The organism is Lentzea fradiae (assembly GCF_900100955.1).
Lineage (GTDB): Bacteria > Actinomycetota > Actinomycetes > Mycobacteriales > Pseudonocardiaceae > Lentzea > Lentzea fradiae.
The window spans coordinates 308,974-335,178 of record NZ_FNCC01000006.1 but is presented as its reverse complement, the minus strand read 5'-3'; the positions used below and the strand labels follow the sequence as shown (position 1 = coordinate 335,178).

The 26,205-nt window shown below is 71.3% G+C and carries 35 protein-coding genes; 24 read left to right on the top strand and 11 right to left on the bottom strand.

The window, feature by feature from the left end:
* Window positions 1–39: 39 nt before the first annotated feature.
* Genes serB through BLT23_RS16135 form a run of 7 tightly spaced genes read left to right on the top strand, consistent with a single transcriptional unit; the run spans window position 40 to window position 5,226 of the window.
* A complete protein-coding gene (serB, locus tag BLT23_RS16165) occupies window positions 40–1,254 on the top strand; it encodes a phosphoserine phosphatase SerB (protein ID WP_090049987.1) in 1,215 nt (404 codons plus the stop codon).
* A complete protein-coding gene (locus BLT23_RS16160; RefSeq protein WP_090050426.1) occupies window positions 1,254–1,931 on the top strand; it encodes an aminoacyl-tRNA hydrolase in 678 nt (225 codons plus the stop codon). Before serB ends, BLT23_RS16160 begins: the two co-directional genes overlap by 1 nt.
* 30 nt (window positions 1,932–1,961) lie before the next feature.
* Window positions 1,962–3,350: a phospholipase D-like domain-containing protein gene (locus BLT23_RS16155; RefSeq protein WP_090049985.1), complete on the top strand. Its 1,389-nt coding sequence runs from the start codon at window positions 1,962–1,964 to the stop codon at window positions 3,348–3,350.
* A gap of 22 nt (window positions 3,351–3,372) precedes the next feature.
* Window positions 3,373–3,945, top strand: coding sequence for a bleomycin resistance protein (locus BLT23_RS16150; protein ID WP_090049983.1), 573 nt, complete (start codon window positions 3,373–3,375; stop codon window positions 3,943–3,945).
* A gap of 10 nt (window positions 3,946–3,955) precedes the next feature.
* On the top strand, window positions 3,956–4,264 hold the full coding sequence (locus BLT23_RS16145; RefSeq protein ID WP_090049981.1) for a PadR family transcriptional regulator: 309 nt from the start codon (window positions 3,956–3,958) through the stop codon (window positions 4,262–4,264).
* An 8-nt stretch (window positions 4,265–4,272) separates the two neighbouring features.
* On the top strand, window positions 4,273–4,560 hold the full coding sequence (locus BLT23_RS16140) for a hypothetical protein (RefSeq protein ID WP_143035951.1): 288 nt from the start codon (window positions 4,273–4,275) through the stop codon (window positions 4,558–4,560).
* Between the two features lie 48 nt (window positions 4,561–4,608).
* Complete coding sequence (locus BLT23_RS16135; RefSeq protein WP_090049978.1) at window positions 4,609–5,226, top strand: VOC family protein; 618 nt, start codon at window positions 4,609–4,611, stop codon at window positions 5,224–5,226.
* Here the strand turns inward: BLT23_RS16135 and BLT23_RS16130 are convergent.
* From BLT23_RS16130 to xrtP, 5 genes are all read right to left on the bottom strand, one after another.
* The gene (locus BLT23_RS16130; RefSeq protein ID WP_483868418.1) at window positions 5,195–7,198 is read right to left on the bottom strand and encodes an ATP-dependent DNA helicase; all 2,004 of its coding nucleotides are present in this window, start codon (window positions 7,196–7,198) and stop codon (window positions 5,195–5,197) included. The genes BLT23_RS16135 and BLT23_RS16130 overlap by 32 nt on opposite strands.
* Window positions 7,199–7,253: 55 nt before the next feature.
* Complete coding sequence (locus BLT23_RS16125; protein WP_143035950.1) at window positions 7,254–7,916, bottom strand: nucleotidyltransferase family protein; 663 nt, start codon at window positions 7,914–7,916, stop codon at window positions 7,254–7,256.
* Window positions 7,917–7,926: 10 nt separating this feature from the next.
* Window positions 7,927–8,499, bottom strand: a complete 573-nt coding sequence (locus tag BLT23_RS16120) for a biotin transporter BioY (RefSeq protein WP_245743989.1) — start codon at window positions 8,497–8,499, stop codon at window positions 7,927–7,929.
* 96 nt (window positions 8,500–8,595) lie between these two features.
* A complete protein-coding gene (locus tag BLT23_RS16115) occupies window positions 8,596–9,966 on the bottom strand; it encodes a glycosyltransferase family protein (protein WP_483868417.1) in 1,371 nt (456 codons plus the stop codon).
* Window positions 9,963–10,481 carry an exosortase P gene (gene xrtP / locus BLT23_RS16110; protein WP_245743988.1) on the bottom strand — a complete coding sequence of 173 codons (519 nt, stop codon included), beginning with the start codon at window positions 10,479–10,481 and terminating at the stop codon, window positions 9,963–9,965. Before xrtP ends, BLT23_RS16115 begins: the two co-directional genes overlap by 4 nt.
* 296 nt (window positions 10,482–10,777) lie before the next feature.
* On the opposite strand from xrtP, the gene BLT23_RS16105 reads away from it, so the two are divergent.
* From BLT23_RS16105 to BLT23_RS16090, 4 genes are all read left to right on the top strand, one after another.
* Entirely contained in the window at window positions 10,778–11,560 is a 783-nt protein-coding gene (locus tag BLT23_RS16105; RefSeq protein ID WP_090049973.1) for a choice-of-anchor protein CoaP, read from the top strand.
* Window positions 11,561–11,576: 16 nt separating this feature from the next.
* Window positions 11,577–11,768, top strand: coding sequence for an LPXTG cell wall anchor domain-containing protein (locus BLT23_RS16100; RefSeq protein WP_090049971.1), 192 nt, complete (start codon window positions 11,577–11,579; stop codon window positions 11,766–11,768).
* 77 nt (window positions 11,769–11,845) lie between these two features.
* The gene (gene wecB / locus BLT23_RS16095; protein ID WP_090049969.1) at window positions 11,846–13,018 is read left to right on the top strand and encodes a non-hydrolyzing UDP-N-acetylglucosamine 2-epimerase; all 1,173 of its coding nucleotides are present in this window, start codon (window positions 11,846–11,848) and stop codon (window positions 13,016–13,018) included.
* Between the two features lie 125 nt (window positions 13,019–13,143).
* Entirely contained in the window at window positions 13,144–13,800 is a 657-nt protein-coding gene (locus tag BLT23_RS16090) for a hypothetical protein (protein WP_090049967.1), read from the top strand.
* Window positions 13,801–13,806: 6 nt separating this feature from the next.
* Here BLT23_RS16090 and BLT23_RS16085 read toward each other — a convergent pair whose 3' ends face one another.
* Window positions 13,807–14,346, bottom strand: a complete 540-nt coding sequence (locus BLT23_RS16085) for an isochorismatase family protein (protein WP_090049965.1) — start codon at window positions 14,344–14,346, stop codon at window positions 13,807–13,809.
* Window position 14,347: 1 nt separating this feature from the next.
* A complete protein-coding gene (locus BLT23_RS16080; protein ID WP_090050415.1) occupies window positions 14,348–15,631 on the bottom strand; it encodes a nicotinate phosphoribosyltransferase in 1,284 nt (427 codons plus the stop codon).
* A gap of 79 nt (window positions 15,632–15,710) precedes the next feature.
* Here BLT23_RS16080 and clpS point away from each other — a divergent pair, with 79 nt between their 5' ends.
* Genes clpS through BLT23_RS16060 form a run of 4 tightly spaced genes read left to right on the top strand, consistent with a single transcriptional unit; the run spans window position 15,711 to window position 17,786 of the window.
* Window positions 15,711–16,010 (top strand): ATP-dependent Clp protease adapter ClpS, encoded by a 300-nt coding sequence (gene clpS / locus BLT23_RS16075; RefSeq protein WP_045310228.1) that lies wholly within the window; start codon window positions 15,711–15,713, stop codon window positions 16,008–16,010.
* Entirely contained in the window at window positions 16,007–16,564 is a 558-nt protein-coding gene (locus tag BLT23_RS16070) for a DUF2017 domain-containing protein (RefSeq protein WP_176946771.1), read from the top strand. The genes clpS and BLT23_RS16070 overlap by 4 nt, the downstream gene beginning before the upstream one ends.
* Entirely contained in the window at window positions 16,561–17,472 is a 912-nt protein-coding gene (locus BLT23_RS16065; protein ID WP_090049960.1) for a P1 family peptidase, read from the top strand. The genes BLT23_RS16070 and BLT23_RS16065 overlap by 4 nt, the downstream gene beginning before the upstream one ends.
* Window positions 17,473–17,489: 17 nt before the next feature.
* Window positions 17,490–17,786, top strand: a complete 297-nt coding sequence (locus tag BLT23_RS16060) for a hypothetical protein (RefSeq protein WP_090049958.1) — start codon at window positions 17,490–17,492, stop codon at window positions 17,784–17,786.
* A gap of 127 nt (window positions 17,787–17,913) precedes the next feature.
* On the opposite strand, the gene BLT23_RS16055 is transcribed toward BLT23_RS16060, so the two are convergent.
* Window positions 17,914–18,258 (bottom strand): ArsR/SmtB family transcription factor, encoded by a 345-nt coding sequence (locus BLT23_RS16055; protein WP_090050412.1) that lies wholly within the window; start codon window positions 18,256–18,258, stop codon window positions 17,914–17,916.
* 110 nt (window positions 18,259–18,368) lie between these two features.
* On the opposite strand from BLT23_RS16055, the gene BLT23_RS16050 reads away from it, so the two are divergent.
* Genes BLT23_RS16050 through BLT23_RS16040 form a run of 3 tightly spaced genes read left to right on the top strand, consistent with a single transcriptional unit; the run spans window position 18,369 to window position 20,041 of the window.
* Entirely contained in the window at window positions 18,369–18,779 is a 411-nt protein-coding gene (locus BLT23_RS16050) for a M67 family metallopeptidase (RefSeq protein WP_090049956.1), read from the top strand.
* 31 nt (window positions 18,780–18,810) lie between these two features.
* The gene (locus BLT23_RS16045; RefSeq protein ID WP_090049954.1) at window positions 18,811–19,083 is read left to right on the top strand and encodes a MoaD/ThiS family protein; all 273 of its coding nucleotides are present in this window, start codon (window positions 18,811–18,813) and stop codon (window positions 19,081–19,083) included.
* 7 nt (window positions 19,084–19,090) lie between these two features.
* The gene (locus BLT23_RS16040; protein ID WP_090049952.1) at window positions 19,091–20,041 is read left to right on the top strand and encodes a PLP-dependent cysteine synthase family protein; all 951 of its coding nucleotides are present in this window, start codon (window positions 19,091–19,093) and stop codon (window positions 20,039–20,041) included.
* A 115-nt stretch (window positions 20,042–20,156) separates the two neighbouring features.
* On the opposite strand, the gene BLT23_RS16035 is transcribed toward BLT23_RS16040, so the two are convergent.
* Window positions 20,157–21,005, bottom strand: coding sequence for an SMP-30/gluconolactonase/LRE family protein (locus BLT23_RS16035; protein WP_090049951.1), 849 nt, complete (start codon window positions 21,003–21,005; stop codon window positions 20,157–20,159).
* Between the two features lie 45 nt (window positions 21,006–21,050).
* On the opposite strand from BLT23_RS16035, the gene BLT23_RS16030 reads away from it, so the two are divergent.
* The 4 genes from BLT23_RS16030 to BLT23_RS16015 are packed head-to-tail and all read left to right on the top strand — an operon-like array spanning window position 21,051 to window position 23,608.
* Entirely contained in the window at window positions 21,051–21,665 is a 615-nt protein-coding gene (locus tag BLT23_RS16030; protein ID WP_245743987.1) for a rhomboid family intramembrane serine protease, read from the top strand.
* Window positions 21,666–21,676: 11 nt separating this feature from the next.
* The gene (gene murI / locus BLT23_RS16025) at window positions 21,677–22,426 is read left to right on the top strand and encodes a glutamate racemase (RefSeq protein WP_090050406.1); all 750 of its coding nucleotides are present in this window, start codon (window positions 21,677–21,679) and stop codon (window positions 22,424–22,426) included.
* Between the two features lies 1 nt (window position 22,427).
* Window positions 22,428–23,195: an MBL fold metallo-hydrolase gene (locus BLT23_RS16020; protein ID WP_090049948.1), complete on the top strand. Its 768-nt coding sequence runs from the start codon at window positions 22,428–22,430 to the stop codon at window positions 23,193–23,195.
* Window positions 23,192–23,608: an OsmC family protein gene (locus BLT23_RS16015; protein WP_090049946.1), complete on the top strand. Its 417-nt coding sequence runs from the start codon at window positions 23,192–23,194 to the stop codon at window positions 23,606–23,608. Before BLT23_RS16020 ends, BLT23_RS16015 begins: the two co-directional genes overlap by 4 nt.
* On the opposite strand, the gene BLT23_RS16010 is transcribed toward BLT23_RS16015, so the two are convergent.
* Window positions 23,566–24,060 (bottom strand): DUF2231 domain-containing protein, encoded by a 495-nt coding sequence (locus BLT23_RS16010; protein ID WP_090049944.1) that lies wholly within the window; start codon window positions 24,058–24,060, stop codon window positions 23,566–23,568. The genes BLT23_RS16015 and BLT23_RS16010 overlap by 43 nt on opposite strands.
* Window positions 24,061–24,124: 64 nt before the next feature.
* Between BLT23_RS16010 and rph the strand changes: the two genes are divergently transcribed.
* Together rph and rdgB are read left to right on the top strand one after the other, a co-directional pair.
* The gene (gene rph, locus BLT23_RS16005) at window positions 24,125–24,892 is read left to right on the top strand and encodes a ribonuclease PH (protein WP_090049942.1); all 768 of its coding nucleotides are present in this window, start codon (window positions 24,125–24,127) and stop codon (window positions 24,890–24,892) included.
* Window positions 24,889–25,488, top strand: a complete 600-nt coding sequence (gene rdgB, locus BLT23_RS16000; RefSeq protein ID WP_090049941.1) for an RdgB/HAM1 family non-canonical purine NTP pyrophosphatase — start codon at window positions 24,889–24,891, stop codon at window positions 25,486–25,488. The genes rph and rdgB overlap by 4 nt, the downstream gene beginning before the upstream one ends.
* Before the next feature lie 6 nt (window positions 25,489–25,494).
* On the opposite strand, the gene BLT23_RS15995 is transcribed toward rdgB, so the two are convergent.
* Window positions 25,495–26,100: a TetR/AcrR family transcriptional regulator gene (locus BLT23_RS15995; protein WP_218133767.1), complete on the bottom strand. Its 606-nt coding sequence runs from the start codon at window positions 26,098–26,100 to the stop codon at window positions 25,495–25,497.
* Between the last annotated feature and the right edge of the window lie 105 nt (window positions 26,101–26,205).

Genomic DNA, 26,205 nt, shown 5'->3' with positions numbered 1-26,205 from the left:
GCGGTCGGGGCTCATCGCGTCTGACGAGGAGACGACCACGTGAAAACGCCCGTGCTCATCACCGTGACCGGCCCCGACAAGCCCGGTGTCTCCTCGGTGCTCTTCGCCGTGCTGACCCGGCACGGCGTCGAGGTGCTCGACGTGGAGCAGGTGGTGATCAGGGGACGGCTGGTGCTCGGAGCGCTGGTCTCCACCGAGAAGGACCCCGAGGGCCTGCAGGAGGCCGTCGAGCAGGCGATGGCGACCGTCTCGATGCAGGTGGAGATCGAGATCGGGGCGGACTCGAAGCGCTCGGCGCGGCTGGAGTCGTCGCACGTGCTGATCGTGCTCGGCCGCCCGGTGACGGCGAAGGCGTTCACGGAGGTGGCGCGCAGGCTCGCGTCGCTGGGCGTGAACATCGACGCGATCCGCGGTGTCGCCGACTACCCGGTCACGGGTCTGGAGCTGCGGGTCTCCGTCGCCGACGACACGATGGAGAACGACGCGGAGCTGCGTCTGGCACTCGCCGAGGTGTCCGGCCGGGTGGGTCTCGACATCGCGGTGGAACGGGCGGGCCTCACCCGCCGCGCGAAGCGGCTCGTCGTGTTCGACGTCGACTCCACGCTCATCCAGGGCGAGGTGATCGAGATGCTGGCCGCGCACGTCGGGTGCGAGGAGCAGGTGCGCGAGATCACCGACGCCGCGATGCGCGGTGAGCTCGACTTCGCCGAGTCGCTGCGGCGGCGGGTGGCGTTGCTGGAGGGCCTCGACGCGAAGGTGCTGGACGAGGTCGCCGCGACGCTGGAGCTCACGCCCGGTGCCCGCACGACGATCCGCACGCTGAAGCGGCTCGGGTTCTTCTGCGGCGTCGTGTCCGGCGGCTTCACGTCGGTGATCACGGGCCTGGCGGACGAGCTGCAGCTCGACTTCTGCGCCGCGAACACGCTGGAGGTCGTGGACGGCAAGCTGACCGGCAAGGTCGTCGGCGAGATCGTCGACCGGCCCGGCAAGGCCGTGGCGCTGCGCCGGTTCGCCGAGGAGGTCGGCGTGTCGCTCGCGCAGTGCGTCGCGGTCGGTGACGGCGCGAACGACATCGACATGCTGAGCGCGGCGGGCCTCGGCATCGCGTTCAACGCGAAGCCCGCGTTGCGTGAGGTCGCCGACGCCGCCCTGTCCCACCCGTACCTGGACGCGGTGCTGTTCATCCTCGGCATCACGCGTGCCGAGGTGGAGGCCGCGGACGCCGCCGACGGCCTGGAGCTGACGCGGCTGTGATGATCCTCGACCTGATCGCCTCCCGGAACTACTCCGAGGAGGCCGAAGTCCGCGCGATGCCGATGGTGCTGCGCATCGAACGCGTCGACCCGCCGTCGCGGACGGCGCTGCTGGAGGCCGCCGCCGCGTCGGCGGTCGCGGTGTGCCTCGACCCGCGTGCCGACGTGGGCGGGGAGTGGCACGAGGCGGTGCGCGCCTGGGTGGCCGGGCGGATCCGCAAGGTGGCGCGGCGGGCACGGGGGGCGCAGTGGGAGGCCGTGCAGGGCCTGCCGGGCGTGACGACCACCGTGGACGGGGCGTCGGTGCGGTCGCTGCTGCCCGTCCTGGTGACGGAGACGCCGCGGGAGGTCGCGAAGCTGCAGATCTCCGGGTCGGACCTCCCGGTGGACGAGCCGGGGCCCGTTCCCGAGGGCGCGCGGCTGCTGTACGTGAATCCGCGGGTCGAGATGTCCGCCGGGAAGCTCGCGGCCCAGGTCGGGCACGCGTCGATGCTGCTCGCCCCGACGCTGCCGGAGACGGAGCTGAAGGCGTGGGCCGCGCTCGACTACCGGTGTGCCGTGCGGACGCCGTCCGTGGAGGAGTGGGACTCACTGGTCGGCGGCGGTGACGTCGTGGCGGTGCGGGATGCCGGGTTCACCGAGGTCGAGCCGGGAACCACGACGGTGCTCGCCGTTTAGAACCGCCCGGAACGGGTAAACCCGCGTCTCGTGGGCTTACTGGACGTTCTCGACGCCCGGCTCGGTGACGGGCTGGAGAACCTGTTGTGCTCCCACCACACGCGCAGACTGCGGCGGCTGGGCTGGGGCGACGTGCTCGAAGGCGACGGCGCGGGGTGGTTCACCCCGCGCCGGCCGGTGCAGCACGGCAACCGCATCGAGGTGCTCGTCGACGGCGCCAACGCGTTCCCGGAGATCGCCAAGGCGATCGAGGGCGCCCAGAAGTACGTGCACATCGCGAACTGGCACGCGTCCCCCGACTTCCGGCTGACCCGCGAGCCGGGCGCGCCGCAGCTGCGCGAGCTGCTGTCCGCCGCGGCCGAACGGGTGCCGGTGCGGGTCCTGCTGTGGGCGGGCCCGCCCGTGCCGTTCTTCGAGCCGACGCGCAAGCGGGCGATGGCGGCGCAGAAGGAGTTCCTGGAGTGCGGTGCCGTCCGCTGCGAGCTCGACGCGCGGGAACGGACCCTGCACTGCCACCACGAGAAGATCGTGATCGTCGACGACGTGGCGTTCGTCGGCGGGCTCGACATGACGGCCGTGGAGGGCGACCGCCACGACTCGCCGGACCACCCGCCGCGCGACCTCGGCTGGCACGACCACATCGCGCGGCTGGAGGGCCCTGTCGTCTCGGAGGTGGCCGCGCACTTCGCCGCGCGCTGGCTGGAGATCGCGGGGGAGACCCTGCCGCCGCCCGAGGTGCCGCCGGAGGCAGGGCCGTCGTCGGTGCAGCTGGTGCGCACGATCCCCGAACGCACCTACGGCTTCGCGCCGCACGGCGACTTCAGCCTGCTCGACTCGTACCTGCGGGCGTTCCGGGCGGCGGAGTCGTTCGTCTACGTGGAGAACCAGTTCCTGTGGTCGCCGGAGATCACCGAGGTGCTGCTGGAGAAGCTGAGCGACCCGCCGTCGCCGGACTTCCGGGTCGTGCTGCTGTTGCCGCAGAAGCCCAGCAACGGCGCCGACACCACCCGCGGTCAGCTCGGCCGCCTGCTCGACGCGGACCAGGGCGGCCACGTCCTCGCCGCGACCCTGATCTCGCACGGTGACGCACCCGTCTACGTGCACGCGAAGCTGTCCATTGTGGACGACAAGTGGATGTCGGTCGGCTCGGCCAACCTCAACGAGCACTCGCTGTTCAACGACACCGAGGTCAACGTCGTGACCGACGACGAGGCGGTGGTCCGCGCGACTCGGCTGCGGCTGTGGGCGGAGCACCTGGAGGGCCTCGACGGTGACGTGTCGGCCCCCGTGCACGAGGTCGTGGACACCATGTGGCGCCCTGCCCTGGAGGTGCCGGCGCGCGTGACGTCGCTGCCAGGGGTGTCCCGGCGGGCCGGAAGGTTGCAGGGTCCGTTACGCGGATTGCTGGTCGACGGCTGATCAGTGGGTCTAGCGTGGCGGCGTGGCCAACGAGGTGACGATCCCGCTGTTACCGTGCGCCTCCATCGACGAGGTAGCCGAGTTCTACGTGATGCTGGGGTTCACGGTCACGTACCGGCAGTACCGGCCGACCGAGTACCTCTCGGTGCGGCGGGAGGACGTCGACCTCCACTTCTTCGCCCGGCCCGGCCACGAGCCCGCGGAGTCGTACAGCTCGTGCCTGATCCAGGTCGAGGACCCGCGGTCGCTGTACGACGCGTTCGCCGCCGGGATGCGCACGGTCTACGGACGGGTGCTGCTCACCGGCATCCCGCGGATGACCCGGCCGCGACGTGACGGGTTCCTGGTGGTCGACCCCGGCGGCAACTGGATCAGGGTCGTGCCGTCCGTGCGGGAGAACGAGCCGGTGCGCAACGGGCTGACCCGCGCGTTGCGCAACGCCGTGACGCTGGCGGGGTCGCACGGGGCCGAGCGGCAGGCGTTGAAGATCCTCGAAGGGGCGCTGGCACGCGAGGTGCACGCCTCGGAGGAGGAGCGGGAGTCGGCGCTGGAGTTCCGCGAGGAACTGCTTGCCCGGCTTAATCTACATAGGTAGCCTTAGTGGCGTGGAGCCACTGCAACGCATCGGCAAGGCCACGGTGGACGTCCTTCAGGTGCTGCTCGGCGCCGAGGAACCCCGCTGGGGCCTGGAGATCATCAAGCTGACCGGGCGCCCGTCCGGCAGCGTCTACCCGTTGCTGGACCGGCTGGAACGGGCGGGCTGGGTGACGTCGTCGTGGGACGACGACGCCGAGCGGCGCGGGCCTCGCCGGCGGATGTACCGGCTGACGGCGGACGGGGCGGCGGAAGCGCGCCGGGTCGTCGCCGCCAGGACGTCGCCGGAGCCGCGGTTCGTGCCGAGGGCGGCGCAATGAGGGCGGCGTTGCTGCTGGTGCGGTTCGCCGCGGCCGTCATCGGTGACGACCGGTATCGCGAGCAGTGGGAAGCGGATGTCCTTGGTGCGCAAGAGCTTGGCATGTCGCCGTTGCCGGTGGCGTTCGGGGCGTTGCGCGCAGTTGTTGTCATGCCGTCGAAAGGAGTTGTCGTGGCTGGAATCGGCCCGTTGGGTATCGCGCTGAAACACGCGCAGACGTCGCGGGGGAAGGTGCTCGCGATCGCCGTCGTGTCGGCGTTGTTCTTGCTGGGCGGACTCGCTCTGCTGTTCGCATGAGCAAATAGCTCGGTGTCGTTTCGACGGTGCCGGGCTTAGCTTCGGGCGATGGCGAACGAACTGACAATCCCGCTCCTGCCCTGTGTTTCCATCGACGAGACCGCGTCGTTCTACGAGATGCTCGGCTTCTCGGTCACCTATCGGCAGACGCGGCCGAACCCGTACGTCGCGTTGCAACGCGAAGACATCAACCTGCACTTCTACGAGCTGGACGGACACGTCCCGGAGCAGTCGCACAGCACGTGCGTCGTGATAGTCGAGGACACCGGGCCGTTGTTCGAGGCGTTCGCGGCGGGAATGCGCGCCGTGCACGGGAAAGTGCTCGTGTCCGGCATCCCGCGGATGACGCGGCCCCGGCTGCGCAACGACCGCTACACCGGGTTCAGCGTCATCGACCCCGGCGGCAACTGGATCCGGGTCAACAAGGCCACTCAGGAACCCGAGGCGCGCACCCCGCTGGCCCGTGCCATGGAGAACGCGGCACGGCAGGCAGACGCGCGCGGCGACGAGCGGCAGGCGTTGAAGATCCTCGAAGGCGCGCTGCGCCGGGCCGAGCCGTCCCCGGAACGCGACGAGGCCGAGGCGTTCCGGGACGAGCTGCTCGAACGGCTCGGCGGCACTACTTCTGCTGGGTCTACTTCTGCTGGGCGGCGTCCAGGCGCTTGAGGGCGGCCCTGACCACCTCGGGGTCGTAGGTCGTCCAGAACGGGGGGAGGGAGGCCCTGATGAAGCCGCCGTAGCGGGCCGTGGCGATGCGCGGGTCGAGAACGGCGACCACGCCCTTGTCCGACATCGAGCGCAGCAACCGGCCGGCGCCCTGGGCCATCAGCAGGGCGGCGTGCGTGGCGGCGACGGTCAGGAAGCCGTTGCCGCCCCGCGAGCTCACCGCCTTCTGCCGGGCGGAGGCCAGCGGGTCGTCCGGGCGCGGGAACGGGATGCGGTCCATGATCACGAGCTGTAGGCTCGGTCCCGGCACGTCCACGCCCTGCCACAGCGACAGCGTCCCGAACAGGCACGAGCGCTCGTCCTCCGCGAACTTCTTGACCAGCAGGCCGGTCGCGTCGTCGCCCTGGCACAGGATCGGGTGCTCCAGCTTGTCCCGCAACGCCTCCGTGGCCTGCTTGGCCGCGCGCATCGACGAGAACAACCCGAGCGCGCGCCCACCGGCCGCGTTGACGAGCCCCTCGATCTCGTCGAGGTACTCCTGCGGCAGCCCGTCGCGGCCCGGCTGCGGCAGATGCCTTGCCACGTAGAGGATTCCGCTCGACGCGTGCTGGAACGGCGACCCGACGTCGAGCCCTGTCCACTTCGGACCGTCGAGGTCCTTGTCCGTCGCCGCGCCCTCGATCTTGCGGACCTTCTCCGACGGCGGCAGGCCCCACTGGCGCGCCATCGCGTCGAACGCGCCGCCGAGCGTGAGCGTCGCGGACGTCAGCACGGTGGTGCGCTTGGCGAAGAGCCGCTCGCGCAGCAGCCCGCCCACCCCGAGCGGCGCGACCCGCAGCGTCGGCGCCTTCTGCTGGAAGTCGCCCGACACCCACACGACGTCGCGCTCCTCGTCGAACGCCTCCAGGATGCGCACCGCGCAGTCGTGGACCTCCTCCAGCAGCGCCAGCGCGAGCTTGCGCGCCGTCGCCCCGTCCGGGTCCTCCTTGCGCTCCGGTCCCATCGCCGACACGCAGTTGTGCGCGGCGTCCCGCGTCGCGGCGAGCGCACCGGCCAGCGCGCGCGGCAGAGCGTCCAGACGCCCCGCCGGCATGTCCTCCAGGATCATCGCGAGGCCGTCGCCCGCCTCGGCGAGCCGGTCCGCGACGTCCTGGTCGATCAGCCTGCCGCACCGCCGCGCGGCCGTCGCGACGCTGGAGCCGCTCAGCTCCTCCGTCGCCACCGACGTGACGCGGTCGACCAGGTCGTGCGCCTCGTCGATCACCACCACGTCGTGGTCGGGCAGGACCTGGTAGCCCTCCAGCGCGTCGATCGCGAGCATCGCGTGGTTCGTGACGACCACGTCGGCCTTGCCCGCCTCCGCCCGCGCCCGCTCCGCGAAGCAGTCGGACCCGATCGGGCACTTGCTGACGCCGAGGCACTCCCTGGCCGTGACGGAGACCTGCCGCCACGCCTGCTCGCTGACACCGGGCACCAGCTCGTCGCGGTCGCCGGTCTCGGTGTCCGACGACCACTCGTGCAGCCGCTTCACCTCGCGCCCCAGCTTCGAGACGGCGAACGGGTCGAACAACGCGTCGTCCTCCGGCTCCTCCGGCGCCCCGTTGTGGACCCGGTGCATGCACAGGTAGTTGCGCCGCCCCTTGAGGATCGCGAACGTCGGCTCCCGCCCCAGCTCCTTCTTCAACGCCTTGGACAGCCGGGGCAGGTCGCGGTCGACCAGCTGCCGCTGCAACGCGATCGTGGCCGTCGAGACCACCACGGTCTCGTCCTCGGCCACCGCGTGCCGGATCGAGGGCACCAGGTAGGCCAGCGACTTGCCGGTGCCCGTCCCGGCCTGGACCGCGAGGTGCTCACCCGTGCGGATCGAGTGGTCGACGGCCTCGGCCATCTCCACCTGACCAGGACGTTCGGCACCGCCGACGGCGCGGACGGCGGTTTCGAGGAGGCTCACGGTGGGGGGAACTTCAGGCACGGGGAAGACCGTACCCGTCAGGTCCGACAGTCCCCGCCCGGACTCGGGGACGGAGTCAGTCCGTCACGTCGGCGAGGATGCGGTCGAACAGCTCCAGCGACGCGGCGGCGTGCGCCACCGTCAGCGGCACGTCGGCGCCTCGTCGCGACGCGACCAAGTCCAGGATCGGCAGGTCCGGCCACCGGGCGGCGGCCAGCTCACCGGCGCGGGACTTGCCGACGATCTCCCCGGTCCTGATCGTGTGCCACAGCCGGGCAGGGCCGAGGCCGACCCACAGCAGGGTGTCGCGCGGGACCGGCGTCTGCGGGGCCAGGGAGGGGAGAACGCCGCGGAACCTGTCGAAGTCCAGCTTCCAGTAGCTGACGAGGTTGTCGCGGCAGTACGCCTCGACGTCGGCATCCGTGCCGGGACACGAAGGCCGTGCGCCGCGCACGGTCCGACCGACGGTCCGCAGCTGCGCCCACAACACGGGAGTGACCTCACCGGCCAGCGGCGTCACGTCGAAGACGGGCTTCTCCAGCGAACCCGCGAGCACGACCGCGACGTCCGCTCCGTCGTACGCGGGCACGTCAACGGCCGAGGACACCTCGACCACGATGTCGAGGTCCGAGCCCGCCACGACGTCGTCCAGCACGTGCGAGCCATAAAGATGCGCGCCCACCACGGAACCGGGCAGGCGCGCGTCCAAGAACTCCAAGTACTCCCCAGGTGTGATCACCTGGTCCAAACTACCGGCGGCGCAGCAGCGCCCAGGCTCCCGGCAGCACGCCCGCGGCCAGCGCGATCTTCAGCGCGTCGCCGAGCAGGAACGGCAGCACGCCGACGGCCGCGGCCTTCGCGAACGACATGCCGGTCATGGCCATCAGCCACGGCACGCCGACCGAGTAGATCACCAGGTTGCCCAGCACCATCGTGCCGATCACCCGCACCGGGGTGCGGTCACCTCCGCGCCCGGCCAGGTAGCCCACCAGGGCACCGGCGAAGACGAAGCCGACGACGTAGCCGAGCGACACCGGCACGCCGGACGAGCCGCCCTGGAACCACGGCACGCCCGCGACGCCCGCGATCAGGTACAGCAGCATCGACGTGGCGCCGCGCTGCCAGCCGAGGGAGGCGCCCACCAGCAGCGCCGCGAACGTCTGGCCGGTCAGCGGGACCGGGCTGCCGGGGATCGGCAGCACCACCTGCGCGGCCAGGCCGGTGAAGACGGCTCCGGCGGCGATGAGGCCCAGGTCGCGGACGAGCGCCCCCGGCACGAAGTCGGCGAGCACGGTGCGACGAGGCGCGAGTGCGAGAGTCACGGTCCCTCCCAGGCGGAATCGGGTGAACCGAGGTTAACCAGGAGGACTCGAGAACGTCTTTGCCCGGAGACCACAAAGTGACCGTTCACACATGCTTCACACGTCCAGCGCCACCTTGCCGGTGAGGCGTTCCTCGTTGCGCCGCGTCTTCGTCCAGCCGTTGTGGCCGCGCACCAACCGGATCAGCGCACGCCACGACGTGATGTAGAAGGTGTAGATGTACAACGCGTAACCGAGCCCGTACGCAATGGATTTCCAGAACCCGACGGAAACGCACCGAGCGCGGTACACCGGTCCCCACAGGACGAACGGCAGCAAACCGAAGGCGCCGTAGACGGTGAACAGGACCCACGCGCCGTCGACGAACCACGTCACCACTTCGGACGGCGACAGCACGAACCGGTACGCCATCATCACCATCGGGATCGGGTAGATCAGCGTGCCGAGCAACTGCATCCACGGTTGCGCGAGGTAGTACATCATCTCGGCGGCGCCGAGCGTGGTCAGGTGTTCGGAGTCCCAGATGCGGCGCAGGTAGCGCATGCACTGCATGGTTCCCTGCCCCCACCTCGTGCGTTGCGCGAGGAACCGGCGCAGCGAGTACAGGGCCTCCTGGTTGACGTGCGTGTCGAGCGTGAACCCGGTGTGCCAGCCCTCGGTCAGCAGGTGCACGCCCAGCTCGAAGTCCTCCAGCAGCGAGCCGCGCCACGGGCTCCCGGCCGGTCCGGCGATGGAGTCCAAAGCGGACAGCCGGGTGAACTGGCCGTTGCCGCCCATCGAGATCGTGCCGGTGGCGCCGCGCGACATCTGGATCGCCGCGATGGCCGTGCGGAACTCCAGGTCCTGCATCCGGACGAGACCCGCGCCGAAAGCGCGCCGCCAGCGGGAGACGCCCGGCTGCGGCGTGCCCGCGTTGATCATCCGGACGTCCACCTGCACGGCGCCGATCTTCGGGTTGCCGAACAGGTGGGCCGCCGCGCAGACCTCCAGGCAGTTCGGGGCGGGACGGCCGTCGGCGTCCACCACGACGACGATCGCGCGGTCGGTGTCGGCCCGTTTTCCCATCCACAGCTTGAGCGTGCGGTACGCGTCGTTCAACGCGTTCCCCTTGCCGGTGCGGGCATACGGACGCTGGCGTTGGACGAGGTGGATCTGCGGGTCGCGGACTCCATCGCCGCGTTTCAGCGTCCGCACGACACCGGCGGTGCTGTCGTCGGAGTCGTCGTCGATGACCCACACGTGCGCGATGGGGAACGTCTCGCGCAGATACCGGATCGTGCCGCCGATGACGGCTTCCTCGTCGCGGCATGGCACGAAGAAGTGCCACTCCAACGACTCCGGGGCACCGGTGGGGGCGGGTTTGCGCCGCAGGTACGGCACCACGATGACGAACACGTACGTCACGAAGGCGACGCTCATCGTCAGAGCGAGGGCCTGCGTGAACCCGAGGACGAGGTCGAGGCTCACTTGCGCGTCGCCAGCCAGACGAACGTCACCAGCGCCGCCGCGCCGCCGAGCACGCTCACCATCGAGCCGAGCAGCGTGTGGCCCCAGTGGTAGCCGGTGTCGACGCCCAGCCAGCGCACCAGGCCGGCGAGCGTGAGCACGCGGAGCTGGTTCACCACGACGACCGCGAGCGCGGCGACGCCCAGCGCGGCCAGCACCCGCGACTGGACGCGCGGCCGCAGCGCGATCATCACCGCGCCGACGACCACCAGCGGCAGCACCAGGAACGCCGAGGTGCACTCCGGCGTCATCCGCAGCCCGAGCGGAGTGTCCGAGCCGAGTCCGAAGTAGACCGTCTGGCGGCCGGGGACCACGTGCACGCCGTAGGAGCTGACGACGTCCAAGATCGCGCCGGACACCGAGATCTCCGCGGCGCGGTAGAGCCCGTGCGCGAGCACGAGGCCCGCGGCCAGGGCGAGCAGGAGGACCACGGTCACCCGGCTCGGGAACGTGATGCGGCGTGCTGCAAGCGTCACCCTTGCGATCCTTTCCCTCTATGGGGGAGCGCCCAAACGGGCTAGTCCAGGTTCCATCGGAAGACGGAACGTCAGCCCTCATCCCCGGATCGAGTGACGCCGTGACCGAATTTTGATCCGGAAACCAACCATGAGTGGCTCCGATTGGGCGAGTCGAGTGATCACGTCCCCCGATACGGGGAGTAACCATCAGTTCCCCCGATGGATGGCCGATGGCGGTAATTGCCCCCGGAAGCGTGAAACCACCTTGGTATCGCCACGCCCTGGGGGCCGGAGGAAGTAAGGGAAGGAGTTTCATGCGTGTCCGAATGACGGCACTGACCGGAGTCGTGGCGATCGCCGCTCTCCTGGCCGGCGCCGCACCCGCTTCGGCCGCCCCGGGGGACGCCTCGGCTCATGGCGCGAAGATCGACGTGACCCTGCTCGGCAGCCCCGCGGTGAGCGCGGGACCGGTCGCCGAGGCCAACGCGAACGGCCCGACGGCGAACACGGCGGTCGGCCTGAACCTCACCGGGATCATCAGCACCGGTGTCATCAACACCGCCGCCTCGCGCGACGACAACTCCGGAGCCGTGTCCTCCAGCGCGAGCACCGCGGGCGTGGGCGTCGACCTGCTCACCGCCGTCACCGGCAGGATCTCCGCGGACGCCGTGGTGGCGGAGTGCGCGGCCACCCAGGAGGGGATCACCGGCAAGGCCACGCTCGCCGGGATCGACCTCGGCAGGCTGGGCCAGGTCGACGCCGAGCCGGCGGCGAACACCAAGCTCGACGTGCAGCTGCTCGGCATCAAGATCGCCGAGGTCGTCTTCAACGAGCAGGTGCGAAACGGCGACGGCAGCCTCACCGTCAACGCCGTCCACATCAGGCTGCTCAACGGCGTGCTCGGCTCCATCGGCTCCGGCGACGTGGTCATCTCGTCCGCCACCTGCGGCCCCGCCGCGCTGCCGATCCCGATGGCGTCGGGCGTGGGCCTGTGGGCGGGTCTCGGCCTGCTGGGCCTGATCGCCGTCCCGGTGGCGTTCTCGGCACTGCGCCGGCGCTCGTCGCTGCCCGCCCTGCCGTCCGCCGGGCAAGCCTGACCGAGGAGAACGGCGGATGTACAAGGTCCCCGGTACCGGCATCGGTGTCGGCACGGGCGTGGGTGCCCTCGCGGTCACCGGCGCCGACGTGACGTGGTGGGTCGTCGCGGCGGTCGTGCTGCTCGTCGCGGGCGCGCTGGCGCTGCACGCGGCGAGGCGGCGCCGTCCGGCGGTTCCCGCGCAGACCAGGCCGGATCGCACCGGCTGACACAGGCCCGCCTGGGAACCGCGCCCCCTCCCGTTCCCAGGCGGGCCCTCCCCGGTTCGAGCAAGGAGAGGACAACGGTGAGCAAAGAGGTTCTGCTGGTGGCCGGCACGAGGCCGGAAGCCGTGAAGATCGCCCCGGTGGCCATCGCGCTGCGCGGGCACCCCGGTCTCCGCCCGACGATCGTCCACAGCGGACAGCACTCCGGCATGGTCGAGCAGGCGCTGGCCGCCTTCGACCTGGAGCCCGACCTGCGGCTGGACGTGCCCCGCGACACCGGCACGCAGGCGGAGCTCGTCTCCCGGCTGCTGCCCGAGTTCGACGCCGTGCTGACCGAGCGCGCCCCCGCGGTCACCCTCGTGCAGGGCGACACCACGACCACCCTGGCGGCGGCGCTCGCCTCGTTCTGGCGCGGCATCCCCGTCGCGCACCTCGAAGCCGGGCTGCGCACCGGCGACCTGCACGGCCCGTTCCCCGAGGAGGGGAACCGGCAGATGATCTCCCGCATCACCGCGCTGCACCTCGCGCCGACCGACGACGCCGCCAACGCCCTCACCGGCGAACGCCTGCCGGACAGCCACATCGTCGTCACCGGCAACACCGTCGTGGACGCCGTGCAGCGCGTCGCCTCCGTCTCGCAGCCCCCGGCGAACGCGGACCTCGTGGCGCTGGAACGCACCCTCGACGACAGCGGCGACCGGCTCATGCTCGTCACCGTGCACCGCCGCGAGTCGTGGGAACGCCCGCTCATGCGCGTGCTCAACGCCGTGCGCGCCATCGCCGACCGGCACCCCGACCTGCACGTGCTGGTCCCGGCGCACCCGAACCCCGGTGTGCGCGACCAGGTCGTGTCGATGCTGGGCGGCCACGAGCGCATCGTCATCACCGAACCGCTCGGCTACCCGGACCTCGTGCGGGTGCTGCGCCGCGCCGCCCTGGTGCTCACCGACTCCGGCGGCATCCAGGAGGAGGCGCCCACGTTCGGCGTGCCGGTGCTGGTGCTGCGGGAGACCACCGAACGCATGCTCGCCGTCGACGCCGGGTGCGCGTGGCTCGTCGGCACCGACACCACCCGCATCCTCGCCGAGGCGGGCTGGGTGCTCGGGTCGCGGCTGCGGCTGCCGCTCGGGCGCAACCCGTTCGGCGACGGGCGTGCCGCCGTCCGCGTCTGCGCCGCGCTGGAACGGCTGGCGGGCCTGCCGACAGCGCTGCCGCGCAGGGAACCGTTCGCCACGCTCGTGGGAGCGCGCTGAATGTCACCCGTTCGAGTAATCGCGATTTCTCGAACGGGTGGCAAAGACGCCGAGCTCTCAGCGCCGCCACGTCCCCCAACCATTATCGGCCCGTGGGAAAACGAGCCGCAGGGGAGATGGCACCAGTGCGCAAGAGCCTGATCGCGGGAGCGGTGGCCGCGTTGTCGTTCGCGAGCGCGGCACCCGCGCTCGCGTCCAACCCGCCCGGCACCGCGTCCTCGGGGTCGGCGAGCTTCTCGCAGCCGGGCCAGACCGTCGAGGTCGCGCCACTCGCGGTGTGCGACGTGAACCCGGACGCGGAGGGCACCGTCGCCGGGTCGAGCCCCGCCGTGACCAGGCCCGGCCTCAAGTTCGGCGCGACGAGCTCCTCGTGCACGACCGAGGTCGTGAACCCGGACGAGTTCCTCACCAGGACCAGGTCGGTCGCCAAGGGCACCGGGTTCGAGCTGTCCGCGCTCACCGCGGCGAAGGGCCCCCGGCTCAGGATCAGCGAGTGGACGGTCACCTGCGACGCCGACGACAAGGGCACGCAGGCGGGCTGGCAGCTCAAGGGGATGACCGGCTGGACGGGTCTGCCGACGCAGATCCAGCCCGGCCACGTGCACGAGGTCAAGGCGAGCGACGGCACCGTGCTCGCCAAGGCCAAGTTCACCGACTCGGTGCTGCCCGAGCCGAACGACGGCAGCATCAGCATGACCCTGCTGCGGATCACGTTCGAGCCGCCGTCCGGCTACACGGGCAGCGTCACCGTCGGTTCCGTGGCCTGCTCACCGACGCCCTGACCCGAGTCAGGCGACGACGACACCCGCGGCGAGGAGCTCCTCGACGGCCGCGTCGCGGGTCGTCGGGGCCACCGCCGCCGTGAGGTCGACGAGCACCCGCGTGCGGAACCCGCTGCGGTGCGCGTCCAGAGCCGTGGCGCGCACGCAGTGGTCCGTCGCGATGCCCACGACGTCCACCTCGGTCACGCCCTTGTCCGTCAGCCAGCCCGCGAGGTCGTTCTCGGCCTCGAACCCCGAGTAGGCGGCGGCGAACCGGCCCTTCGAGAACACCTGCTCGATCGCGGCCACGTCCAGCTCGGGGTGGAACGACGCGCCGGGCGAGCCCGCCACGCAGTGCACCGGCCACGAGTCGATGAAGTCCGGCGTCAGCGAGAAGTGCGAGCCGGGGTCGACGTGGTAGTCGCGGGTCGCCACGACGTGGTCGTAGGACGACGCGGCGATGTGCTGCGAGATGGCGGCGGCGACGGCCGCGCCACCGGCGACGGCCAGCGAGCCGCCCTCGCAGAAGTCGTTCTGCACGTCCACGACGATCAGCGCCTTGGTCATGTCAGCCCTCCAGGTAGGTCGTCGGGATCGCGGGCTCGCCGCGCGAGAGCTTGAGTCCTTCCCACGGCACGCTCACCAGGGCCGCGCGCAGCAGCTCGCGGCTCTGCTCCAGCGTGGGAACGTCCTCGGTGGTCCGGCCGGACCGCACGAGCGGGATCTGCACGAGCCGGTCGTGCTCGCCCAGCCCCGGTTCGGCGGACGCCTGGAACACGACCTCTTCCAGGGCCGTGCCGGTGTCCTTGTGCCGCCGCAACGCCTTCTTCCAGCCGCCGCGCGACTGCTTGGACGTGCTGCGCTTCTCGACGTGCCTGCCGTCGACCTCGACCAGCTTGTAGACCAGGCCCGCGGTCGGCGCGCCGGACCCGGTCACGACGGACGTGCCCACGCCGTAGGCGTCCACGGGCTCCGCGCGCAGGGCCGCGATCGCGTACTCGTCGAGGTCGCTCGACACCACGATCCTGGTGTTCTTCGCGCCCAGCGCGTCGAGCTGGTCGCGCGCCTGCCTGGCCATGACGCCCAGGTCGCCCGAGTCGATCCGGATCGCGCCCAGCTCGGGGCCCGCGACGGCGACGGCCTTCTTGATGCCCTCGGTGATGTCGTAGGTGTCGACCAGCAGCGTCGTGCCGACGCCCAGCGCCTCGACCTGGCTGCGGAACGCCTCTTCCTCGGTGTCGTGCAGCAACGTGAACGCGTGCGCGCACGTGCCGGCCGTCGGGATGCCGTGCCTGCGGCCCGCCTCCAGGTTCGAGGTGGCGTGGAAGCCCGCCAGGTACGCCGCGCGGGCGCTCGCCACGGCGGCCTCCTCGTGCGTGCGGCGGGAGCCCATCTCGATCATGTGACGGCCGTTCGCGGCGGTCACCATGCGGGCGGCGGCGGACGCGATGGCGCTGTCGTGGTTGAGGATGGAGAGCGCGATGGTCTCCAGCACGACCCCCTCCGCGAACGACGACCTGACCGTCAGCACCGGCGAACCCGGGAAGTACAGCTCGCCGTCGGGATACCCGTCGATCTCACCGGTGAACCGGTAGTTCGCGAGCCACTCCAAAGTGGAGTCGTCGACGACGGAGTTGCGGCGCAGCTGGTCGATCTCCTCCTCGCCGAAGCGGAACTCCTCGATCGCCTCGAGCAGCCGCGACACGCCCGCCACGACGCCGTAGCGCCGTCCGTCGGGCAGCCTGCGGGCGAAGACCTCGAACACGCACGGACGGTCACCGGTCCCGTCACGCAGCGCGGCCGCGAGCATGGTCAGCTCGTAGTGGTCGGTGAGCAACGCCGTCGAGTTCATGGTCACCAACCCTAAGGTCGCGCGCGGTTTAGTCCCATGCGGTCTCCGCCACTGCGGCGAACATGACACCATTGGCGGTATGACCACGCCCGTCGAACAGGAACGGACGCAACCAGAGGCCGTCGGTGAGGAGATCGCCGCGGAGGACCGGCCCTGGCAGACCGTGGTCTGGAACGACCCGGTCAACCTCATGTCGTACGTGACGTACGTCTTCCAGAAGCTGTTCGGCTTCAGCAGGGACAAGGCGACCAAGCTGATGCTGGACGTGCACCACAAGGGCAAGGCGATCGTGACATCGGGCACCAAGGACAAGGTGGAGGCCGACGTGGCGAAGCTGCACGCGGCGGGGCTCTGGGCGACCATGCAGCGGGCCTCGTGAAGCGGTGGATCCGCGACGGTGACCTCGTCATCGGGCGGCTGGACCAGCAGGAGGCCGCGGTCGTGCGCGGTCTGGTGAGCCAGATCCAGGACATGCTCCTGGCCCGCGCCGAGGAGGCGCCGCAGGACGAGCTCGCCGAGCTGACCGGCATCAGGACGGGATCGTCGGAGGCCCCCGACGACCCGATCCTGGGCAGGCTGCTCCCGGACTTCCACCGCCTCGACGACGACGCGCCCGACCCGGACGAGGTGAACTCCGCCGCTGCGCTGCGCTCCCTGCACGAACCGGAGCTGCTCGACCACAAGACCGGCGCCGCCGAGGTCGTGCTGCGGACCTGCTCACCCGACGGTGGCGAGATCCGGCTGTCGATCGGGCAGGCCGAGGCGTGGCTCTCGTCGCTGAACGACGTGCGGCTGGCCCTCGGGACGGCGCTGGACGTCACCGAGGACATGCCGGACGAGCTGCCGCCGGAGGACCCGCGCTCGCCGCACCTCGGCGTCTACCACTGGCTGACCTGGGTGCAGGACACCCTGGTCGAGGCGATGATGCCGTGATCCCCGGCGTCCTCGTCGGCCACCACCACCGCGTCGAGCCCGGCTGGGCCACGGGCACCACCGTGGTGCTCGTGCCGGACGGCGCGGTCGGGGCGGTCGACGGACGCGGCGGCGCGCCCGGCACCCGCGAGACCGACCTGCTGGACCCGTCGAACCTGGTCCAGCAGGTGCACGCGGTGTGCCTGAGCGGCGGCTCCGCCTACGGGCTCGCGGCCGCCGACGGCGTGATGCGGTGGCTGTCGGAACGCTCGATCGGGTTCCGGGTCGGCGCGCAGCCGCACCACGTGGTGCCGATCGTGCCGGGCGCGGTGATCTTCGACCTGCCGATGTCCGAGTGGGGCAACCGGCCGGACGCGTCGTTCGGCTACGCGGCCTGCGAGGCGGCCTCCTCCGAGTTCGAGCTGGGGTGCGTCGGCGCGGGCGCCGGGGCACGGGTCGGGTCGCTCAAAGGTGGTGTCGGCGTCGCGTCGACGACCGCCGGAGCACACCGGGTCGGTGCGCTGGCCGTGGTGAACGCGGCCGGCGAGGTTGCCGACCGCGCGTCCGGCCTGCCGTGGCTGCCCTCGCTCGGTACGACCGCCGTCGCGTTGCCCGAGCGCAAGCCCGACGGCCTGAACACGACCATCGGCGTCGTCGCGGTCGACGCGGACCTGTCCAAGGCGGAGTGCCGGCGGCTCGCGATGGCCGCGCAGGACGGCCTGGCCCGCGCCGTCCGTCCCGCGCACTCGATGTTCGACGGCGACACGGTGTTCGCGCTGGCCACCGGTGCCGTGCCGCTGGCGGAGCCGCGTGCGTTCGCGCTCGACGCGCTGTGCACCGCCGCCGCCGAGATGTTCGCCGAGGCCGTGGTGTCCGGAACCCGCGAGGCGACGTCGCTGAACGGCGTGGTGGCTTTCCGCGACCTCTGAGTGGGTAACCCTCCGGCATGGCCGACGTACTCGATCAAGCCGCAGGTGTCGTCACCGAGCTCGCCCCGCCCGGCGCGGCTCGCCAGATCCCCGGCAGGGAGCTGGCGGTCGTCGCACCCGCGGGGCTGTTCGCCGCCTCGTTCCTCGTGCCACCGGCAGTCGGCAAGGTGCTGATGAAGCTCGGCGTCGCCACCACCCCGCTCGCGGCGTGGGCGGAGCTGGCCGCCTGGCGCGGCCTCGACCAGGGGCAACGGCGGCGCGGCGTGGCGTTGCTGGCCCTCTACCTCGTGGTCGTGCTCAGCCGCCGCCGCTGAGGGCTGCCGCGACAGCACCGCGAGGTACCTCTCCAGCGCCGGCACGTCGGTGCTCATCTCGCCGATCTCCCGGGTGGGCACGATCTCGGCGGGGCGGATGACGAGCTTCTCGCCCTCGTGGCCCCGGTCAGTCACCGTTCTCCTCCGGTCCGCGTTCCCGCTTGCCGCGGGCCAGCTCGGTCGCGAGCGCGTCGAGGTGCGGTTCCCAGAACCGCCGGAAGTGGCCGAGCCACGCGTCGATCTCCCGCAGCGGGTCCGGCGCGACGGCGTAGACCCGGCGCGTCCCCTCCGGCCTGACCCGGACGAACCCGTTCGAGCGCAGCACCTTGAGGTGCTGCGACACGGCGGACTGGGTGATCCCGAACTCGGCCTGGACCGCCGCGCCGACGTCCCCCGCCGCGCGTTCGTCACCGGCGAGGAGCTCCAGGATCCGCCTGCGCACCGGGTCGCCGAGTACGTCGAACGCGTGCACGGCGGCCACTGTAGTAGCCGTCACTAATATAAGCCAGAACTGAAATAGCGAGCGTGACGTTGGTATCTCGCATACCGAGACAAGTCCCGTCAGCCCGTAGGATTGAAAGCGTGCTGGTGATTCGCCGTGACCTGGTGGACGCGATGGTGGCCCACGCGCGCCGTGACCATCCCGACGAGGCGTGCGGGGTGATCGCGGGCCCCTACGGGTCCGACCGCCCGGAGCGCTTCATCGAGATGGAGAACGCCGAGCGGTCGCCCACGTTCTACCGGTTCGACGCCGGCGAGCAGCTCAAGGTCTGGCGCGAGATGGACGCGAACGACGAGGTGCCGGTGGTCATCTACCACTCGCACACCGCGACCGAGGCGTACCCGTCCCGCACCGACATCGCGTTCGCGGGCGAGCCGGAGGCCCACTACGTGCTGGTCTCGACGCGTGACCCGGACGAGCACGAGCTGCGGTCGTACCGCATCGTCGACGGTGTCGTGACCGAGGAACCGGTCAAGATCGTCGAATCCTGAGTAGCACCCGTTTCCCGGAGGTAGAACCACCATGGCCGTCACCGTGTCGATCCCGACCATCCTGCGCACCCACACCGGGGGCGAGAAGTCGGTGTCCGCCACCGGCACGACGCTCGCCGAGGTCATCGACGACCTGGAGAACAACCACGGCGGCCTCAAGGCCCGCCTGGTCAAGGAAGGCGCGCTGCACCGCTTCGTCAACGTCTACGTCAACGACGAGGACGTGCGCTTCGCCGGCGGCCTCGACGCCGCGGTGAAGGACGGCGACAACGTCACCATCCTCCCGGCCGTCGCGGGCGGCTGATCCCGCCGTGGCCCGCTACGACTCGCTCCTCGACGCGCTCGGCGGCACGCCGCTGGTCGGCCTGCCCCGCCTGTCGCCGTCGGAGAACGTCCGCATCTGGGCGAAGCTCGAGGACCGCAACCCGACCGGCTCGATCAAGGACCGGCCCGCGCTGGCCATGATCGAGGCGGCGGAGCGGGACGGCGTGCTGCGCCCCGGCGCGACGATCCTGGAGCCGACGTCCGGCAACACCGGCATCTCGCTCGCCATGGCCGCCAAGCTCAAGGGCTACGGCCTGGTCTGCGTGATGCCGGAGAACACCTCCACCGAACGCCGCCAGCTGCTGCAGGCGTACGGCGCGCGCATCGTGTTCTCCCCGGCCGCGGGCGGCTCCAACCAGGCCGTCGCCACGGCCAAGGAGCTCGCCAAGCAGAACCCGGACTGGGTCATGCTCTACCAGTACGGCAACCCGGCGAACGCGGAGGCGCACTTCCGCGGCACCGGCCCGGAGATCCTCGCCGACCTGCCCACCATCACGCACTTCGTCGCTGGCCTGGGCACGACGGGAACGCTGGTGGGCGTCGGCAGGTTCCTGCGGGAGGCCAAGCCGGACGTGCAGGTCATCGCCGCCGAACCGCGCTACGGCGAGCTGGTCTACGGCCTGCGCAACCTCGACGAGGGCTTCGTCCCGGAGCTGTACGACGAGTCGGTCCTCACCGGCCGCTACTCCGTCGGCTCCTACGACGCCCTGCGCCGCACCCGCCAGCTGCTGGAGACCGAAGGCATCTTCGCCGGCATCTCGACGGGCGCGATCCTGCACGCCGCACTGGCCGTGGCCCAGAAGGCCGAGGTCGCGGGCAAGCCAGCGGACATCGTGTTCATCGTCGCCGACGGCGGATGGAAGTACCTGTCGACCGGCGCGTACGCGGGGACGCTCGACGAGGCCGCCGCCCGGCTGGACGGGCACCTCTGGGCCTGAGCGCCCAACCGGACGATCTTGTCGGTGGTGCCGAGTACGTTGTGACGCAGGGGTTCCCGGTTCGGGGGGACCCCTGCGTCAGCGTGCGGGCGACCTCGCGGTGAGCACCCGGCGGTCAGCCCGCGAACGCGGTCCCCGGCAGCCCCGCGCCCAGACCGGGCAGCACGAGCACCGACCCGTTCAGCTCCCGGGCGGCCAGCGCCTCGTCGGACAGCCCGACGCGGGCGGACGTGACGTACAGGTCGGTGAAGTCCGGGCCGCCGAAGCAGCACGCGGTCGGGTTGTCCACGGGTAACGCGATCTCCCGGTCGAGCTCTCCGGCGGGCGTGTAGCGGCGCACGGCGTGCCCGCCCCACAAAGCGACCCACACGCAGCCGTCGGCGTCGACGCACAGGCCGTCCGGCCAGCCGTCGGTGTTGCCGACGTGGGTGAGCGGGCGGCGGCGGGACACCGTGCCGTCGGAGTTGTCGAAGTCGAGGACGTCGACGCGGCGGGTCGGGGTGTCGATGTAGTACATGAGCTTCGCGTCCGGGCTCCAGCCGACGCCGTTGCTGGTGTTCACCCGGTCCAGCACGACCTTCGCGGCGCCGTCGCCGGTGACCCTGGCGAGCCAGCCCTCGTCGGCGGCCTGGTCGTAGCGCATGGTGCCGGCCCAGAGCCTGCCCGCCGGGTCGACGCCCGCGTCGTTGCCGCGCACGCCCTCGCGGGCCCAGTAGACGAGCCAGGTCTTGGTGCCGTCGCGGTCGATCAGCGCTATGCCGTCGCGCAGGTTGCAGACGATGCCGCCCTGCGCACGGGGTTTGGCGGCGCCGACGTGCTGGGGGACGTCGAGCACCGCGTCGTGGTCGCGGGCGGGGGCGTAGCGGTGCACCTCCGAGGCGAGGATGTCCACCCACAGCAACGTGGAGCTGCCGTGGTCCCACGTGGGGCCCTCGCCCAGCTGAGCCGATGCGCGTACAGCCACCTCAATCGCCACCTGATCAGCTTAGGTGCACGTACGCTGGAGAGCGTGGATCGCACCGCCGCCCTCGCGAAACGAGTCATTCCGCCGCACCCCGTGCTGTCGCTGCTCGTCGTGGCCGGGTTCGTCGGCTTCCTGTACGCGGTCGAGGTCTTCGACGTCGCGACCGGTGGGTCGCTGGAGGACGACGGAGTGCGGCCGCGCGACTTCGGCGAGTGGGACAACCTGCTGTGGATGCCGCTGATCCACGGCGACTGGAGCCACCTCACCGGCAACGCCGTTCCGTTGCTGCTGCTCGGTTTCCTCGCGAGCTCCGGCGGGCTGAAGCAGTTCTTCCAGGTCACCGCGGTCATCTGGCTGACCTCCGCGCTCGGCGTGTGGGTGTTCGGCAGCCCCGGCAGCCACATCGGCGCGTCCGGGCTGGTGTTCGGGTTCCTCGCGTTCCTGCTGGTGCGCGGGGTCTTCGCGCGGTCGTGGCTGCAGCTCGTCATCGCGGTCGGCGTGTTCGCGTTGTACGGGGCCGCTTTGTGGGGTGTGCTGCCGGGCCAGCCGGGCGTGTCGTGGGAAGGCCACCTGTTCGGCGCGGTCGGCGGGGTGCTGGCGGCGTGGGGTGTCTCGCGCGACAACCGGAAGAGCAGCGCACCGGCTACATTCACGCCGTGACGATCGGGATCATGGACTCGGGCGTCGGCGGCCTCACGGTCGCCCGCGCGATCATGGACCAGCTGCCGGGCGAGTCGATCCACTACATCGGCGACACGGCGAACGGCCCGTACGGGCCGCTGCCGATCGCGCAGGCCCGCAAGCACGCGCTGGAGATCTGCGACAGGCTCGTCGACGAAGGCGCGAAGATGCTCGTCATCGCGTGCAACACGGCGTCGGCCGCCTGCTTCCGCGATGCCCGCGAGCGTTACGACGTGCCGGTGGTCGAGGTGATCCTCCCGGCGGTGCGGCGCGCGGTGATGACGACGCGCAGCGGCCGCGTCGGCGTGATCGCCACGGTCGGCACGATCAAGTCGCACGCCTATCAAGACGCGTTCCAAGCGGCGCGCGACGTCACCGTCACGGCGGCGGCGTGCCCGCGGTTCGTCGACTTCGTCGAGCGCGGCATCACTTCGGGACGGCAGGTGCTCGGCCTCGCCCAGGCGTACCTGGAGCCGTTGCAGCGCGCCGACGTCGACACGGTCGTGCTCGGCTGCACGCACTACCCGCTGCTGACCGGCGTGATCCAGATCGTCATGGGCGAGCACGTGACGCTGGTGTCGAGCGCGGAGGAGACGGTGAAGGACGTCGTGCGGCTGCTGACCGAACGCGACGAGTTCGCCGACGGACCGCCCGTGCACCGGGTGACGTGCACCGGACCGCCGGAACGGTTCGCGAAGCTCGCCGCCCGGTTCCTGCCGACCTTCGAACAGTGGGGCTGACGTGCTGCTGACGGTGCTGGGCTGCTCCGGCAGCATCCCCGGGCCCCGCGCGGCGGCGTCGGGGTACCTCCTGGAGGCCGACGGGTTCACGCTGGTGCTGGAGTTCGGCAACGGGGTGCTGTCGCGGTTCCAGGAGGAACGCCCGCTGTTCTCGATGGACGCCCTGGTGCTCTCGCACCTGCACCCCGACCACTGCATCGACGTGTCGTCCCTGTACGTGGCGCGGAAGTACCACCCGACGCCGCCTGCGACCGTGCTGCCGGTGTACGCGCCCGCCGAGGCGCCCTCCCGGTTCGCCGCGGCGTACGCGCCGGACGAGGCGGAACGGGCGTCGCTCGACCTCTGCGACGTCTTCTCGTTCCACCGGCTGGGCGGCACCGTCCACATCGGACCGTTCACGGTGGAGTCCGCTCTGGTCGACCATCCTTGCGAGGCTTACGGGTTCCGCATCTCGTGCGGCGGCGTGTCGCTGGCCTACACCGGCGACAGCGGGCCGTGCGCGGCGCTGGACGCCCTGGCGTCGGGAGTGGACGTGCTGCTCAGCGAGGCGAGCTGGACGCACTCGCCGCGCCGCCCGGCGGGGCTGCACCTGTCCGGCAGGCAGGCGGGCGAGCTGGCCGAACGCGCGGGCGCCGGGCGGCTGCTGGTCACGCACGTGCCGCCGTGGACGTCGCGCGAGGACGTGCTGAAGGAGGCCGAGTCGGCCTTCGGCGGGCGGTGCGAGCTGGTCGTAGAGGGCGGCCGGTACGAGGTGGGGGAGCGGACATGATCAACGTGGAGCGGGTCGGCGAGCACGAGTTCGTCGCGACGAACGACAGAGGCGCGTCGGTGCGCATCGGCCGCAAGGGCCAGGAGGGCTCGTTCAGCCCGGTCGAGCTGCTGGTGGCGGCCGCCGCGGGATGCGCGCTGGTGACGTCGGAGACGCTCGTGCTGCGCCGCACCGGCGGCGGCGAGCTGTCCGCGGTCGCCGACGCCGTCCAGTCCGAGAGCGGCAACGAGGTGATCTCCATCCCCGTGACGCTGTCCTACGACCTGTCCGCCGTGGACGACCCGGAGGCGCTCGAGACGGTCGTCCGGCGCGCGGTCGAGCAGTTCTGCACGGTCACGCGGACGTTGAAGCAGTCGGCGACGGCGCCGCTTCAGCTCCCGACACCGCTCCAGACCGCCGTCGACCCGCTGTGACCGGCGCGCACGGTCTGCACGACGGTCCCGGCCGCGAGCAGCATCACCAGGACCGACACCACCACTGAGACGACGCGCCACGTCTTCGTGGTCGGCGCCTCCGCCTGGCGCTCGCGGTCGGCGAGCCTGCCCGCGACCAGCAGCGCGATCACCGCGACGCCGAACCCGAGCGCGACGGGCAGCAGCACGTCGCCGAGGTCGGCGTGCGTCTGGATGGCGGGGTTCTGCACGCCGTTGCGCTCCAGCGCGGCCTGGAGGTCCTCGCCCGCCTGGACGGCGGCGGGAACCGCGGCGACACCGGCCAGCGTGATGCCGAGGACGGGCCACGCGTACTTCCGCCGCCAGTTCGGCACGAGCGCGATCGCGACCGCGCTGAGCGCCGCGAGGGGCAGCAGCACGACCACCGCGTGCACCAGCAACGGGTGGAGCGGTAGACCGTCGATCGTCAGCATGTCTCTCCCTACGCCACGGCGCCCCGGAAGGTTCAGCAGGCCGAGGGTCATTAGGGTAGGCCCCGTGGTGCGAAGCGATGGCCGATACGACGACGTGTTGCGTGACATCCGGATCACGCGTGGATATCAGACCTGGCCCGCGGGCTCGGTCCTGATCGAGTTCGGGAACACCCGCGTGCTGTGCGCCGCGAGTGTCACCGAAGGCGTGCCCCGCTGGCGTTCCGGCTCCGGCCTGGGCTGGGTGACCGCCGAGTACGCGATGCTGCCGTCCGCGACCCACTCGCGCAGCGACCGCGAGTCGGTGAAGGGCCGCATCGGCGGCCGCACGCACGAGATCTCGCGCCTGATCGGCCGGTCCCTGCGTGCCTGCATCGACCTGGCGGCGCTGGGCGAGAACACGATCGTCATCGACTGCGACGTGATCCAGGCCGACGGCGGCACCCGCACCGCGGCCATCACGGGCGCCTACGTCGCACTGGCGGACGCCGTGACGTACCTGGGCGCCGCCGGTCGCCTGGCCGACCCCAACCCGCTGTCGTGCGCCGTCTCCGCGGTGTCGGTGGGCGTCGTGGACGGACGGGTCCGCCTCGACCTGCCCTACGAGGAGGACTCGCGGGCCGAGGTCGACATGAACGTCGTCGCGACCGACGCGGGCACGTTGATCGAGGTCCAGGGCACCGGTGAGGGCGCGACGTTCGCCCGCTCCACTTTGGACAGGATGCTGGACGTGGCCCTGCAGGGCTGCGCAGAGCTGAACCGCATCCAGGCGGAGGCGCTCGCCCAGCCGTACCCCGGCGTGCTGCCCGAGCCGAAGACCGGCGGCAAGCGGTGAAGCTCCTCCTGGCGTCCCGCAACGCGAAGAAGCTCAAGGAGCTGCGGCGCATCGTCGTCGCGGAGGAGCTGACCGGCATCGAGGTGCTCTCCCTCGCCGACGTGCCGGAGTTCCCCGAGGCGCCCGAGACCGCGCCGGACTTCGAGGGCAACGCGCTCGCCAAGGCCCGTGACGCCGCGGCCGCCACGGGCCTCGTGTCCGTCGCGGACGACTCGGGCCTGGCCGTCGACGAGCTGAACGGCATGCCCGGCGTGCTGTCCGCGCGGTGGTCGGGCCGGCACGGCGACGACGACGCGAACCTGGACCTGCTCCTGGGACAGCTCGGCGACGTCCCGGACGAACGCCGCGGTGCCGCGTTCGTGTCGGTGGTGGCGCTTGTGGTGCCCGGCGGCGACGAGGTCGTCGTGCGCGGCGAGTGGCGCGGCAAGCTGCTGCGCGCACGCCGTGGCACCAACGGTTTCGGCTACGACCCGATCTTCTTGCCGGACGGCTACGAGATCACCTCGGCGGAGATGACCGCCGAGCAGAAGGACGCGGAGTCGCACCGAGGCCGCGCGCTCAAGCAGCTGGTCCCGCATCTGCGCAAGCTCGTCTGAGCCCGGTCACGGGCAGCTCTTGTGCGAGAACTGCTCCGGGCTCGCGGTCACGATCTTCACGAGGTGCTCGGCGAGGTGCTCGTCGAGCACCTCGCCGGTCATGAGCCTGCGGTAGAGGATCGTGCCCGCCCACACGTCCTGGACGAGGTCGGTGTCCACGTCGTGCGGCAGGTCGCCGCGGTCGGCGGCACGCCGCAGCGCGACCGCGATGTTCTCGCGCTTGCGCAGCAGGAACACCTCGCGGAAGCGGGCCATCAGGTCCGGGTTGGGCAGCAGCCCCACGGCGAGGGCGGGCAGTGACGCCGCCATCTCGTCGTTGTCGTAGTTGCTGATCGTCATGTCGACGGCCTGGCGCAGCTCGGCGTGCGTGTCGCCGAGGTCGGGGATCTCGTCGGCGCGGAACACCTGCGCGAGCGCGTCGGCGATCAGCGCCTCCTTGTTCGGCCACCAGCGGTAGATCGTCGACTTGCCGACGCCCGCCTCGGCCGCGACGGCCTCGATGGTCAGGCCCGGATAGCCCTGCTGGGACAGCACGGTCCTGGCAGCGCCGAGGATCTTGCCCGCGGAGCGCGGGCCGGCCTCGGACGAGCCGGAGAAGTAGGCGGAGGTCACAAAGCGAAACGATACGTCTCGTTGCGTTCTGCGGCAAGGCGGTGCTAGCGTCGGTCCCAACAACGAAACGAAACGTATCGTTTCGATCGAGGGAAGGACCTCCGT

What these genes read in the sequence shown, in the direction of transcription:
- BLT23_RS16160 (WP_090050426.1), top strand. Translation starts at nt 1,254, where the DNA reads ATGATCCTCGACCTGATCGCCTCCCGGAACTACTCCGAGGAGGCCGAA.
- BLT23_RS16135 (WP_090049978.1), top strand. Translation starts at nt 4,609, where the DNA reads ATGGCGAACGAACTGACAATCCCGCTCCTGCCCTGTGTTTCCATCGAC.
- BLT23_RS16105 (WP_090049973.1), top strand. Translation starts at nt 10,778, where the DNA reads ATGCGTGTCCGAATGACGGCACTGACCGGAGTCGTGGCGATCGCCGCT.
- BLT23_RS16100 (WP_090049971.1), top strand. Translation starts at nt 11,577, where the DNA reads ATGTACAAGGTCCCCGGTACCGGCATCGGTGTCGGCACGGGCGTGGGT.
- BLT23_RS16085 (WP_090049965.1), bottom strand. Translation starts at nt 14,346, where the DNA reads ATGACCAAGGCGCTGATCGTCGTGGACGTGCAGAACGACTTCTGCGAG.
- BLT23_RS16080 (WP_090050415.1), bottom strand. Translation starts at nt 15,631, where the DNA reads ATGAACTCGACGGCGTTGCTCACCGACCACTACGAGCTGACCATGCTC.
- clpS (WP_045310228.1), top strand. Translation starts at nt 15,711, where the DNA reads ATGACCACGCCCGTCGAACAGGAACGGACGCAACCAGAGGCCGTCGGT.
- BLT23_RS16060 (WP_090049958.1), top strand. Translation starts at nt 17,490, where the DNA reads ATGGCCGACGTACTCGATCAAGCCGCAGGTGTCGTCACCGAGCTCGCC.
- BLT23_RS16045 (WP_090049954.1), top strand. Translation starts at nt 18,811, where the DNA reads ATGGCCGTCACCGTGTCGATCCCGACCATCCTGCGCACCCACACCGGG.
- murI (WP_090050406.1), top strand. Translation starts at nt 21,677, where the DNA reads ATGGACTCGGGCGTCGGCGGCCTCACGGTCGCCCGCGCGATCATGGAC.
- BLT23_RS16015 (WP_090049946.1), top strand. Translation starts at nt 23,192, where the DNA reads ATGATCAACGTGGAGCGGGTCGGCGAGCACGAGTTCGTCGCGACGAAC.
- BLT23_RS16010 (WP_090049944.1), bottom strand. Translation starts at nt 24,060, where the DNA reads ATGCTGACGATCGACGGTCTACCGCTCCACCCGTTGCTGGTGCACGCG.